This window comes from Roseimaritima sediminicola (genome assembly GCF_009618275.1).
Lineage (GTDB): Bacteria > Planctomycetota > Planctomycetia > Pirellulales > Pirellulaceae > Roseimaritima > Roseimaritima sediminicola.
The window spans coordinates 187,362-200,617 of sequence record NZ_WIAD01000002.1; the positions used below are offsets into that span (position 1 = coordinate 187,362).

Genomic DNA, 13,256 nt, shown 5'->3' on the forward strand with positions numbered 1-13,256 from the left:
GTGGCGGGAGGGTTGGGTTCGTGGGCGCGGGAGCGAGCCACCAACGTCACTTTCAAGATGCCGCATAGTTGGATGTCGGCCTTCGCGATGCACTCGCTGGAGAAACTCCCTCTGGATTGCTGTTCTCGGTCCAGGGCCCCGGTCAATGCCCCGCTTTGCGCTCGGCAGTCTTGACGAGTGATGCAAGGTTTGCGTCGTCCAGCTTCGTGAGCGCGTAGAATAGCTCAGGGCACTTCCTGATCTGTCGTCGTATGGATGCCGGCACTTTGTCGGCGAGTAGCAGCAACTCGTCTTCGTCTGCCTGCAGTTCGTGGGCCAGCTTGTGGATGAATTTCTCGGATGGATAGTCGCCTGACTGCAGCCGTCCTCGTTCAACTTTGCTGACGTACGACATGCTGACACCAAGACGCTGTGCCAACTCGAGCTGCGTCATCGACGCCGCGATTCGAAGTTCCCGTACGCGTAGGCCGAACTTCATTGTGACGTTCCAGCTGGGCTGGACATCGCATCCCTTCACCTCTCAGGCGGAGGATTGCGACACCCGTGATTGTGGGGCCCCTAAAAAGAAAGTAAGCTGTTGGCACTTTTCGGTCAAGCCGCGACGTGGATGGGGGCAGACGTGTCCAACTTTTTCAAGCAACCAATTCTTAATTCGCCGTACGAGTACCCGGGAAAACACTGGGAACTCGACGAGACGGGCCAACCGACGCAGCACGTCAAAGAGTCTCGTCGCACCGCGTCCTTCATCACGCCGATTCCAAAGCCGAAGAAGCGTCGCGGAAAGAAGCAGGCATCCACCGAGAAACAAAAGGAAATCGTATTCGCTCAGGATGAAGGGCTGTCTACCGAGCGGCAGCAATACGATCCCAATCCGGTCATCAACGAACTGCGGCGTGAGATCGACAAGTGGCGACAGATTGACGATCCCGGCAGGTGGAATGTTACGCCCGAAACCGCTCGCCTGTTGCAACACTGGCGGGGCGATCATTTCAGTAGTATCCGGCCATTCTTTTGTCAGGTCGAAGCAGCCGAGGTCGCGATTTGGCTGACCGAAGTCGCACCCAACCTCGACAACAAAATCACGGGCCGCTTTCTCGACGCACTCTATTCTGCCAATGAAGCGGCCAATCCCGGATTGTCGCGGCTGGCCTGCAAACTGGCCACGGGCGCTGGCAAGACGACTGTCATGGCGATGCTGATCGCGTGGCAAACCATCAATTGGGTGCGTCGCAAAACCAGTAGCCGGTATACCCGCGGCTTCCTGATCATCGCTCCCGGCCTGACCATCAAAGATCGACTGCGCGTCCTTCAGCCCAACGATCCGGATAGCTATTACAAGAATCGCGAACTCGTGCCCGGCGATATGTTGCCCGATTTGGAACAGGCCCGCATCGTCATCACCAATTATCACGCGTTCAAACTTCGCAACACGCTGGAGCTGTCCAGCGGGGGACGGGCACTTTTGCAAGGTCGCGGCCCCGAACTGCAAACGACAGAAACCGAAGGCCAGATGATCCGGCGCGTGATGCCCGAACTGATGGGCATGCGGAACATCATGGTCATCAACGACGAAGCCCATCACTGTTACCGCGAAAAACCACCGGAAGAATCCGAAGAGTCGGACTTGAAAGGCAAAGAGGAGAAGGACGAAGCCAAAGAGAACAGCGAAGCCGCTCGCCTTTGGATCTCCGGCATCGAGGCGGTTAATCGCACCATCGGCGTCAGCCGCGTCATGGACCTGTCTGCGACGCCATTCTTCCTGCGCGGCAGCGGATACGCCGAAGGAACGTTGTTTCCCTGGACGATGAGTGATTTCTCGCTGATGGACGCCATCGAATGCGGCATCGTCAAACTGCCGCGTGTTCCCATTGCTGACAACTTGCCCGGCGGCGAGATGCCGATGTATCGCAACCTCTGGGAACACATCCGCAGCGATATGCCCAAGTCCGGCCGTAGCAAAGCATCTGCTCTGGATCCTGGCAAAATTCCGACGCCGCTCGAAACCGCCCTCGACGCCCTGTACGGCCACTACGAAAAAACGTTCAAACTCTGGCAGGAGGCCGGTATCGATGTCCCGCCCTGCTTCATCGTGGTCTGCAACAACACGTCGTCTTCGAAATTGGTCTACGACTACATCAGCGGTTATGAACGTCAAAACGACGATGGGACCTCGCAGACAATCCCCGGTCGACTTCCCCTCTTCCGAAATTTCGACCCCGACAATCACGAACCCTACCCAGAACCACGGACGCTATTGATTGACAGCGGCCAACTGGAATCCGGTGAAGGGCTGCACAAAGACTTTCGCCAATTTAATTCGGAAGCCATCGAACAGTTTCGCAAAGAAATCATTCAGCGTACCGGCGACCGGCAGAAAGCCGACAACATCAGCGACGAAGAACTGCTTCGCGAAGTCATGAACACCGTCGGCAAGAAAGACCGATTGGGCGAATCGATCCGCTGTGTGGTGTCCGTGTCGATGTTAACCGAAGGCTGGGACGCCAACACCGTCACGCACGTGCTGGGCGTTCGTGGCTTCACGACTCAGTTGCTGTGCGAACAGGTCATCGGCCGCGCACTCCGCCGTCAGTCGTACGACCTGAACGCGGAAGGCAAGTTCGACGTCGAGTACGCGGACGTCCTCGGCATTCCATTCGACTTCAACGCCAAACCCGTCGTCGCTCCGCCGCAGAAGCCTCGCGAAACCGTTCAGGTCAAAGCCGTTCGTCCCGATCGAGATTCGCTCGAAATACGCTTTCCACGCGTCAGCGGCTATCGCATCGAGCTACCAAATCAGAAAATCAAGGCCGACTTCAACGACAACCATCGTATGCTGATCACGCCGCAGATGGTCGGGGCGACGGAAACCCGCAACAGCGGCATCATCGGCGAACAGAACGATCTGACGCTCAAGCATCTCGAGGACATGCGTCGCAGCACGCTGCTCTTTCACCTGACCAAAAGGCTGATCGAAGTCGAATGGCGCGAGCCGGGTGAAAGTCCGCGTATGGATCTTTTCGGTCAACTCAAACGGATTGCCAACGTCTGGCTCAAAGACTATGTCGACTGCAAAGGCGGTACCTACCCGGCCCAGTTGATGTACCAAGCTCTAGCCGATCAAGCTTGCAAGAAGATCAGTTCCGCGATCGTGACCGCTCACCAAGACGAAAAGAAAATCAAAGCGATGCTGGACGCCTACAACCCGTCCGGCAGCACGCGGTTCGTTAACTTCAATACCTCCAAAGCGGATCGCTGGCAGACCAGCGTCAACCATTGCCACGTCAATTGGGTCGTGCTGGACAGCGACTGGGAAGCGGAATTCTGTCGGATCGCCGAAAAACACCCCGCCGTGCGGGCCTACGTCAAGAATCACGGACTCGGTCTGGAAGTCCCCTACCGCTTTATGGGCAAAGCTCACAAGTATCGTCCCGATTTCATCGTCCAGGTCGACGACGGTCGCGGCACGCTGGCCGATGGGACACCAGACCTGCTGAATCTGGTCGTGGAGATCAAAGGCTATCGCGGTGAACACGACGTCGAGAAAGCCAACACGATGAAGACGTATTGGATCCCCGGCGTCAACAACCTCGGCACGTTCGGCCGCTGGGCCTTCGCCGAGTTCACCGAAGTGTTTCAAATCGAAGCCGATTTCGAACAACAAGTTGCGGGCCGGTTCGACGAAATGATCGATGACGCAATTCGCCATCAAGGACAAGCGAGTCGTATTCGTGCAGAGGAAGCTACATCATGATGAACGCCGAAGGCATGCCGCTGTCCCAGATCATCGATACCGATGAAGGAGCACGCGAACACTACCACATTCCCAAGTACCAGCGCGAATACACCTGGGGTAAGCACCACTGGGAACAACTGATCGAAGATCTTCACGACAACGATCCCGGCTACTTTGTCGGATCCATTATTGTCGTCAAGGAAGCCCAGCCAAACGAGCACCAAGCGGAAGTCATCTACGAAGTCATCGACGGTCAACAGCGACTGACGACGTTATCCCTGCTGATGGCGGCCATCTACGAACGGCTGAAACAGATCGAGAAAGACATCGACGAGTTTGACGATGACGACGAAGAGCACCGCTTTCGCAATAGTGTCGCGAGCCTGCGCGGAAAGCTGGTCAAACGCAAAAAAATCAAAGACAAATTCGCCAGCGCGCCGTACGGCGGGTGGGTGGAAAAGGGGAAAGCGAACTTTTTGCGGGTCCAGCCGAGCACTCAAAACAACAACTTGGTCGACTACAAGTACATCCTTGGCAGCGTCGGCCTGATCGCCGAACCACCCAAACCTTCCTACCACGGGGTGCGGCTGTTTGCCAAAGCGTTCAAATACTTCCGGTCGATCCTCCCCGAGGACCTGGAAGAGATTCTGGATCTGGTCGCCAAGGTCAACCAACTGTACTTCGTCCATATCGCGGTCAACTCACAAGCCGATGCGTTCACTTTGTTCGAGACGCTGAACAATCGCGGCGAACCGCTTTCGGCGACCGACATTATCAAGAACAAAGTGCTCGGTGAGATCTCCAAGCGAAATGGCGACATCGATGCCGCGTTCGAACAGTGGCAGGATCTGATCGAGTGGGTGGACACGCCCGTTCTGCAAGAACGGTTTCTTCGACACTTTTACCACGCCTATCGGTGGGATGAGGCGATCCGCGTCGACGGCATCTCTCGGGTCACGCGAGCGAAACTGATCCGCGCCTACGAGAAGATCATCAGTCGCGATCCTCAAGGGGTGTTTGATCGTCTACGCGAGGCCGCGATTCGCTACGGTCAACTCATCTACCCGGAGGACGACGAGTCGGGCTTCGAGCCCGCAATGCGTAGCAAACTGATCGATCTGGATCTGATCCAAGCGTCGCCATCCTACCAACTGCTGCTGTATCTGTTTTCGCGGCCATCGTCTGACTTTACCGAACATGATTTCCTCGATCGCGCTGTCGAGCTGATTCGGCGTTACTACGTCCGCCGGAACGTGACGAATTTCCCAAGCACCAGCGACCTCGACCAAGCTCACATCGACCTGATCGCGGCGTGCCATGCAGAGATCGAGCACAACGGACAACTCAGTTTCGATTTCTTCAAGAACAAACTGCTCGTCAAAGGCCGCTACCGAACCGAATCGGAGTTCCGGGAGATTCTTTCGGGCGACATGTACGACATCAATGCTTTGGTAACCCGCTACTTACTGGTTGCCTTGGATGAAACCCGCCAAACGCGCGAGTACGCTCCGGACCTATGGGCACGTAACGATACCGATCGCTTTGTCTGGACAATCGAGCACGTGCTGCCTCAGAAAGAGACGCTTTCAGACGACTGGGTGAACGCTCTCGCCGATGGCGACCGAGAGCTAGCCCAACAACTGCACTGGGAGAACGTGGATCGGCTCGGAAATCTGACCCTGTCCGGTTACAACTCACGCCTTGCGGCACGTTTCTTTGACGAGAAACAGGCCTTGGTCGAAAACAAGACGGTCCTCAGCCACAAAGTGAATCTTGGTTATCGCAACGGCCTTGCCCTGAACTCGATGGAGTTCGATTTTGCTGGCCAGCGGGTTTCGCTGGCCACCGCGGACACGTGGAACGCCGAAATGATCGATGCCCGCACCGAGATGATGGTCGACTCGCTCGTCAAGCTCTTCAGCTTTGACGATGTGTGAACGGCCGCAGCAACCAAGAACGGAAACGATTGACGAATAGATATGGCGAAGAAGAAAAAAACGACCAAGAAGAAGACCGTCGAGACGCTGACGCATGCCGACAGCACGCGGACGAACATCCCGACTGCGGAACAGCAGTCGGTGATGGAGACCGAGGACAAGTATTCGATTCGCGTGGCTTACGAACGTCGTAATCGCGACTTGGATCCGCAGCTGGTTTGGCGGGGCAAGGACGAGCAGGACGCCGGGCCGCTGGTGGCCAATGCGCCGCCGCTGTACATCCAGGAAAAGGTGCACCCCAAGGTCTTGATCGACGACTTGATGCGTCGCACCGACGACCTGAAAGACAAAGGGCCTCCGGAGCAACTCGACCTGTTCGGCGACTTCAACGGCTTGCCCGAAGAAGCCCGGTCGGCCGAGTTCTACCAGCACGACGCCAACTGGACCAACCGCATGATCCTGGGCGACAGCCTGCAGGTGATGGCCTCACTGGCCGAACGCGAAGGCCTACGAGGCAAAGTCCAGTGCATCTACTTCGACCCGCCCTACGGCATCAAGTTCAACTCCAACTTTCAGTGGTCGACCACGAGTAACCGCGTTACGGATGGCAAAACAGAACACATTACTCGTGAGCCGGAACAGGTAAAGGCGTTTCGTGACACCTGGAAAGACGGCGTTCACTCATATTTGACTTACCTTAGAGATCGCTTGTCAGCAACACATGAGCTGCTCAGCGAGTCAGGTTCTATATTTTTGCAAATTGGCGATGAAAACCTTCACCGGGTTCGCTCGGTACTCGATGAGATTTTTGGTGAAAAAAACTTCTGTCGGGTCATTACAATTCGGAAGACTGCTGGAGATACTACGCAGATACTTACCTCACAAGCTGATTATATTCTTTGGTACGCAAAAGACATAAGGACGGTCAAGTACCGACCTCTGTTTCTTCCAAAAGAGGTAGGTGTTGGTGCTGGGACCCAGTACGACAAAAAACTTGACAAATTAAATAGAGGCTATCATCGGCTTAGCCGTTTGGAAAAAGAACGTCCAAGTCTTGTTGATGAGCGTTTCCGGATTTACAGGACGGCTGATCTTCGAAGACAAGGACGAAGCAATACTGCTACCATCGACTATTCCTTCAACGGGCGAGTGTTTCACCCTGGCGCGAATAGGCAATGGAAAACACCGGAACGGGGGCTTGCTCGACTTAACAAGAGCGATCGCCTGGAACTGGTGGGGAATACGCTTGAGTACCGCAGGTATTTCGATGACTGGCAGGTCACAGACCTCACTAACATTTGGCTGGACGCGGGAGGGAGCGGATTTGGCGACAAGAAGACCTATGTTGTGCAAACTATTTCTCGTGTCATTCAACGTTGTGTTTTGATGACAACTGATCCCGGCGATCTTGTTTTTGATCCTACCTGCGGCTCAGGCACTACTGCTATCGTGTGTGAAGAATGGGGACGAAGGTGGATTACGGCAGACACGTCACGGGTTGCCTTGGCGTTAGCGAGATCACGTGTTATAGGTGGCAGATTCCCTTTTTTCCTGCTGGCGGACAGTCGCGAGGGTTTAATCAAGCAAGCCGAAATTGAACGACGCGACATCGCTGATTTCGGAGCGCCAGCAGAGGACATCAAACAAGGTTTTGTGTACCAACGAGTGCCGCATGTTACGCTCAGGTCGATTGCAAATGATTCCGAGATCGACGTCATCTACGAGCAGTTCCAATCCAAACTCGAACCAGTCCGACAGAAGCTGAACTCAGTGCTGGGTGAGTCGTGGGAGGAATGGGAGGTGCCACGCGAAGCGGGGCAGCGGTGGGACGACGAGGCGGTCAAGCTGCACGCGTCGCTGCTCGAACATCGGCGACGACTCGAGTCGACGCTGGAAGTTCTCGAGTCGGTCGAACTGGCCGAGCACGCCGACAGCGTTCGCACCATTATCCAGCAAGAAGCCGCCGCCGACCTGACAAAGCTGAACGAAGCGACGGGCGGCGACTTCACCCTCGACACGCTGCCAGACGAACCGCGAGACCCTTGGCCTGACGAAGCCAAAAAGCTGCACGCCGAGTGGTGGAAGCTGCGGATCAAACGCCAGAAGGAGATCGACGCCTCGATCGCCGCCAAGGCCGACTTTGAGTACCTGTACGACAAACCTTACGAAGACAAAACCAAAGTCCGCGTCGCCGGTCCCTTCACCGTCGAATCCCTCTCGCCCCATCGCACCCTCTCGGTCGACGAAGACGATGAACTGATCGACCCGCTCGAACAAGCTACCGCCCGCGACCAGGGCGACACCGGCCAAGTCGCTGACTTCGCCACCATGGTTCTGGACAACCTGAAAAAATCCGGCGTCCAGCAGGCCCACAAAGAAGACAAGATCGACTTCACCTCGCTTGCCCCCTGGCCCGGCGAGTACATCGTTGCCGAAGGCCGCTACATCAAGGGTGAAGAGGGAAGTGAAAAGGGGGAAACAGAGGTACGCGCCGGCATCTTCGTCGGCCCCGAGTTCGGCACGATCTCGCAGCCCGACTTAAAAGCCGCCGCCCGCGAGTGCGGTGACGCCGGTTTCGACGTCCTGATCGCCTGCGGCTTCAACTACGAGGCCCACGCCACCGAGTTCAACAAGCTGGGCCGCATCCAGGTCTTGAAAGCACGAATGAACGCCGACATGCACATGTCGGCCGACCTCAAGAATACAGGCAAAGGCAACCTGTTCGTGATCTTCGGCGAGCCCGACATCACGGTCCGCGAGTCCAAAGCCAAGGGCGCCAATCTCGGCGACATCGAAGTCCAGATCAACGGTGTCGACGTCTTCCAGCCCAGCACCGGCGAAGTCCGCAGCGACGGAGCCGACGGCATCGCCTGTTGGTTCATCGACACCGACTACAACGAAGAGAGCTTCTTCGTCCGCCAAGCCTACTTCCTCGGCGCCAACGATCCCTACAAGAGCCTCAAAACCACCCTCAAAGCCGAGATCGACAAAGAAGCCTGGGACAGCCTCAACAGCGATACGAGCCGCCCCTTCCCCCAACCAAAATCCGGCCGCATCGCCGTCAAAGTCATCAACCACCTCGGCGACGAAGTGATGAAGGTATTTCGTGTAAAAGGGACCGTTTCGTGACATTTGATGATAAACAGCCTAGTTTGAAATCTCTTGCTTCGATCTGCGCAGAGCGGACGAACAAAATCCTATTTTTTATTGGTGCCGGCCTAAGCCGTCCGGCTGGTATTCCCCTGTGGTCAGATTTAAAAGAACGATTGATTGAGAGACTTGTGTCTCGAGCGGATTCATCGTCCAGACAAGACAAACAAAACCTTCGAGCCATCGTGCAAGTCGTGCGCCTCGAAAAGGACTTTTGGCTCGCGTTTCAGATACTTAAACGCGAGTTAGGCCCCGCTAGCTACACAGCTACAATTCGCGAAGCGATGGCTGTGTCTGATAGATGTGTTGTCCCTAAAGCATATAAACAACTGTGGGCGTTCAATACTGCGGGTATTCTAAACCTCAATCTCGACAGGCTCGCGTCCCGCTCTCACTCATCCGAACGTCCTGGTGCCAATGTTGAGCTATTTGATGGGGCGTCTGCCGGACGTTATACTCACCTAATCAACTCATCCAACCCATTCATTGCTAACTTGCACGGGAACTACAATGATGCGGAGTCTTGGGTTTTTACTAAGGATTCGCTCAGCAGCCTGTTGCGTAGGGATGCATATCAAACATTTATGCGGTCTTGTTTTGCGGCTCACACCGTTGTGTTCTGTGGAATTAGTGCCGACGACGTTGCGGTTGGCGGTTTCCTGTCACATCTAAAGTCTTCTGGAGTCGATACAGGGCAGCACTTCTGGATCACGAACCGAAGTGACACGGAAACAATTGAGTGGGCTGAGAGTGCAGGGCTTCAGGTGATTTTGTATCGTGCGGAGAACGGAGATCACACTGGACTAAACAAGATATTGCAAGTGCTTGGCACAGCTGTGCCAGATGAACCTTCGCCAACACCTGTCATTGCAAGCAAAGACCTCGTGCTAGCTGATGATTCGTTGGCGCTGGAGGGATCTCCTAGCGAAGTAGAAATGTGGGATCCGGAGAAGCTGAGAGGTTTCCTGAACTTTAAAGCGACAGAACTGCTGAACGCAGACAGTGATGGCTCGTTTCGTGAATACGGGGAGTTTTGTCGAGCTTACGACGCTGCGATTCATCGTGCGTGGTACGCAAAGCCGGAAACTGAACGTGACACGCTTTTTGGATTTAAGTTGCTGCGGGAGGTCGGTTTGGGTGGTTTCGGGACAGTGTACGAGGCGATCAGTCCCGATGGTAATCGAGTGGCTGTCAAGTTGCTTCATGAAGCTATCCGGAATGACGCAGAGAAATTGCATAGTTTTCGACGAGGTGTCTCTTCCATGAAGATCCTGGATCGTCGCAACGTTAGTGGTGTTGTCACATATCGCATGGCAGCGGAGATTCCGGCATTTGCAGTGATGGATTTCATTGATGGTGACAATCTTGCAAATGCGGTAATTCAGCGGGGAAGACTTGAGTGGATTGATGTGTTAACCGTTATGAAAAAAATTGTTTCAATTATTCGAGCGGGGCATCAGCTCCCAGAACGGGTTCTGCATCGTGACATTCGACCGCACAACATTATGATCCCGAATTCCTGGGAGGATCCAACAGATTGGGATGTGAAAATCTTGGACTTTGATTTGTCGTGGCATCGCGACGCAATTGAGATGTCTGTCCAGGACCCTAATGCTAGCAACGGTTACCTGCCGCCCGAAATGATCTACAGAAAACAGGGGGTTAGTACGCGGTCAGCGTTAGTCGATTCCTACGGACTTGGTACTACACTCTACTTTCTTTGTACCAAGGAAGACCCAAAGCCAATGGAGCCGGTTTTAGCTGACTGGGAACAAACTGTCGCGAGGAAAATTGCTGGTCGTACCGCTGGTCGCTGGCAGTCACTGCCGAGACGATTAGCAAGGCTCGTCAGAAACAGCACTAAGGAAAAACAAGCGGACCGAATTGATGTGGTGCAGTTTGAGTCTGAGTTGACAAGGATGCTAGTCGCTGAGGAAACACCAAATAATGTCAGAGACGTCGATTTCTGGGCGGAAGAACTTGCGAAACGGAGTTCCGATTTGCCGTTTACATATGATTCCAAGTCCGGCGAGTACGTGTTTACCCTTGGTGGACTGGGCGTTCGTCTATCTTGCTCAGCAATAGAGGATGAAATAGACGTTCATCTTGATTGGAAAGCTCAGGGAGGTGAGCATTACAAAGACGTCCGGAAATGGATTGGCAAGATCGTTGACCAGATTAATGCAGCAATGAAAAGAGGTGGCTGGAGAGGCAAGGTTGAAGCCTTAGGATATCAGTCCAACGGCAAGTTCTCGATCAATACGGCGAGCCTACGTTCGAATTGTGAAACCTTATCACAATCACTTCGGGAAGCCATTGAGATTGGGCAGTTTAATGGATGATGTGCAGTTCCGCATCTCCGACACTTTTACCGACAGCCTGACTCGGCTTGCAGCCGACGAGCAGAAATCTGTCAAGACGACCGCTTTTGATTTGCAGGTCAATCCAGCAAACCCTGGGCTGCAGTTCCATCGCATTGAGCGCTGCAAGGATAAAAACTTCTGGTCCATTCGGGCGGGACGTGATATCCGCGTGATCGTTCACAAGACGGATGCGAGCCTGCTGCTTTGCTACGTTGACCATCACGACAAGGCGTATCGGTGGGCCGAGAAACGGAAGCTGGAAAGACACCCGAAAACGGGTGCCGCACAACTGGTGGAGATCCGTGAAACCGTTCGCGAGATCGAAGTGCCGACGTACGTAGAGGCTCCTCAACAACCTTCGCCTCCTTGTTTGAGTGGCGTCGTTCGAGAGGACTTACTGACGTACGGGGTGCCCGACCAGTGGGTCGACGATTGCTTGGCCGCCGACGAAGATTCGCTGCTGACCATCGCGGATCGATTGCCGGGCGAAGCCGCCGAAGCCCTGCTGGTGCTGGCAACCGGCGGCCGACCGGAACCTCGGAGCATCGCTGCCGATGATGCCGATCCCTTCAGCCATCCGGATGCTCAGCGACGATTCCGCGTTCTCGATAACGCCGACGAGCTCGCGGCGGCCCTGGACGCCCCTTGGGAAAAATGGATCGTCTTCCTGCATCCCTCGCAGCGGGGCTTCGTGGACCGTCGCTTCAGTGGCCCGGCCCGCGTCTCCGGAAGTGCAGGAACCGGTAAGACGATTGTTTCCATTCACCGAGCCGCTGCGGCATTGAAGGCGAACAAAGGCCACGTGTTGCTGACTACTTTTTCGGAGGACTTGGCAAGATCGCTCCGACACAAGGTCAAGCGACTCGTGCCAGCCGAGCGACTGTCGAGCGATTTGCCCGAATTGGAAACTCCCCCCATGCTTGTCGTCGCGTCGATGGACGAGATCGCGAAGCAACTCATTCGCTCTCAGACAACAGCACCGGAAACCGTTGAAGATGGCGAGGTCTTGGAACTGATTGAGTTGATAGCAAACGACAACGAGAAGGTCTCGCTATCTCCGCAGTTCTTACTCGACGAATGGAACGATGTTGTTGACGGCTGGAACCTCAACGATTGGCCTGAATATCGAGACTTCAAACGTCTCGGTCGCAAGACGCGTCTCGGTGAAGCCGGGCGCAGGCAAGCATGGGAAGTGTTTCAGAGACTTCGCGAAAAACTGTCCCAACAGGGCAAGAAAACCATGCCCATGGTTTATGCCCAGTTGGCAGCATCGACCACCAATCCGTTTCACGCTGTCATCGTCGACGAGTGCCAGGACGTCAGTCCCGCTCAGCTTCGGTTTTTGAGCCGTTTAGCGAACCGGAATGCCGGTGAACTATTCTTCGCGGGCGACCTGGGCCAACGCATATTCCAAACTCCGTTTTCGTGGTCATCGCTGGGAGTCGATATCCGCGGACGCAGCCGGACGTTGAAGATCAATTACCGCACGTCTCATCAAATCCGCCGAAGTGCCGATCGGCTTTTGGACCGAACCTTGTCGGATGTCGACGGCAACGAGGAAAGTCGCGACGGAACGGTCAGCGTCTTCAACGGCCCGCCTCCAACCATCCATGTTGCGGATGATGAAGATGCCGAAACGGATCACATCGCCGATTGGTTGCTTACCCGAGTCAACGAAAGCATTGCCCCCTCCGAAATTGCCATTTTTGGCCGCACCGCTGCGCAATTGGCCCGCGCACGCGACGCTATTCGGAAGGCATCCGACCTCTCCGGTCGCGGTCTCGGTGGCATCCGCTTGGCAACGATGCACGGAGCGAAGGGACTCGAGTTTCGCTGCGTCTGCGTCATCGCCTGCGACGACGACATCATTCCTCTGGAAGAGCGGATCCGAGCCATCGGCGACCATGCTGATCTCGAAGACCTCTACAACACAGAACGTCATCTCCTGTACGTCGCCAGCACCCGCGCCCGCGACCATCTTCTGATTACCGGCGTCGATCCGGTTTCCGAATTCCTCGAAGACATTAGGTAAAGCTCGGTAGTTCGATGATCTCCTTTCAGCAAATCGATTCG

Annotated in this window: 6 protein-coding genes; 5 read left to right on the forward strand and 1 reads right to left on the reverse strand. The window is 55.1% G+C overall.

Annotated elements, in window-relative coordinates:
* Window positions 1-142: 142 nt before the first annotated feature.
* Window positions 143-478: a helix-turn-helix domain-containing protein gene (locus GE027_RS02405; protein ID WP_153555570.1), complete on the reverse strand. Its 336-nt coding sequence runs from the start codon at window positions 476-478 to the stop codon at window positions 143-145.
* Window positions 479-619: 141 nt separating this feature from the next.
* On the opposite strand from GE027_RS02405, the gene GE027_RS02410 reads away from it, so the two are divergent.
* The 5 genes from GE027_RS02410 to GE027_RS02430 are packed head-to-tail and all read left to right on the forward strand — an operon-like array spanning window position 620 to window position 13,215.
* A complete protein-coding gene (locus GE027_RS02410; RefSeq protein ID WP_153555571.1) occupies window positions 620-3,751 on the forward strand; it encodes a BPTD_3080 family restriction endonuclease in 3,132 nt (1,043 codons plus the stop codon).
* Window positions 3,748-5,670: a DUF262 domain-containing protein gene (locus GE027_RS02415; protein WP_153555572.1), complete on the forward strand. Its 1,923-nt coding sequence runs from the start codon at window positions 3,748-3,750 to the stop codon at window positions 5,668-5,670. The genes GE027_RS02410 and GE027_RS02415 overlap by 4 nt, the downstream gene beginning before the upstream one ends.
* Window positions 5,671-5,712: 42 nt before the next feature.
* Window positions 5,713-8,799, forward strand: a complete 3,087-nt coding sequence (locus GE027_RS02420) for a site-specific DNA-methyltransferase (RefSeq protein WP_153555573.1) — start codon at window positions 5,713-5,715, stop codon at window positions 8,797-8,799.
* On the forward strand, window positions 8,796-11,162 hold the full coding sequence (locus GE027_RS02425; protein WP_153555574.1) for a protein kinase domain-containing protein: 2,367 nt from the start codon (window positions 8,796-8,798) through the stop codon (window positions 11,160-11,162). The genes GE027_RS02420 and GE027_RS02425 overlap by 4 nt, the downstream gene beginning before the upstream one ends.
* Window positions 11,155-13,215 (forward strand): UvrD-helicase domain-containing protein, encoded by a 2,061-nt coding sequence (locus GE027_RS02430; protein WP_237607191.1) that lies wholly within the window; start codon window positions 11,155-11,157, stop codon window positions 13,213-13,215. Before GE027_RS02425 ends, GE027_RS02430 begins: the two co-directional genes overlap by 8 nt.
* Window positions 13,216-13,256: the final 41 nt, after the last annotated feature.

Excerpts from the sequence above, each read along its gene's own strand:
- GE027_RS02405 (WP_153555570.1), bottom strand. The coding sequence starts at position 478 with ATGAAGTTCGGCCTACGCGTACGGGAACTTCGAATCGCGGCGTCGATG.
- GE027_RS02415 (WP_153555572.1), top strand. The coding sequence starts at position 3,748 with ATGATGAACGCCGAAGGCATGCCGCTGTCCCAGATCATCGATACCGAT.
- GE027_RS02420 (WP_153555573.1), top strand. The coding sequence starts at position 5,713 with ATGGCGAAGAAGAAAAAAACGACCAAGAAGAAGACCGTCGAGACGCTG.
- GE027_RS02430 (WP_237607191.1), top strand. The coding sequence starts at position 11,155 with ATGGATGATGTGCAGTTCCGCATCTCCGACACTTTTACCGACAGCCTG.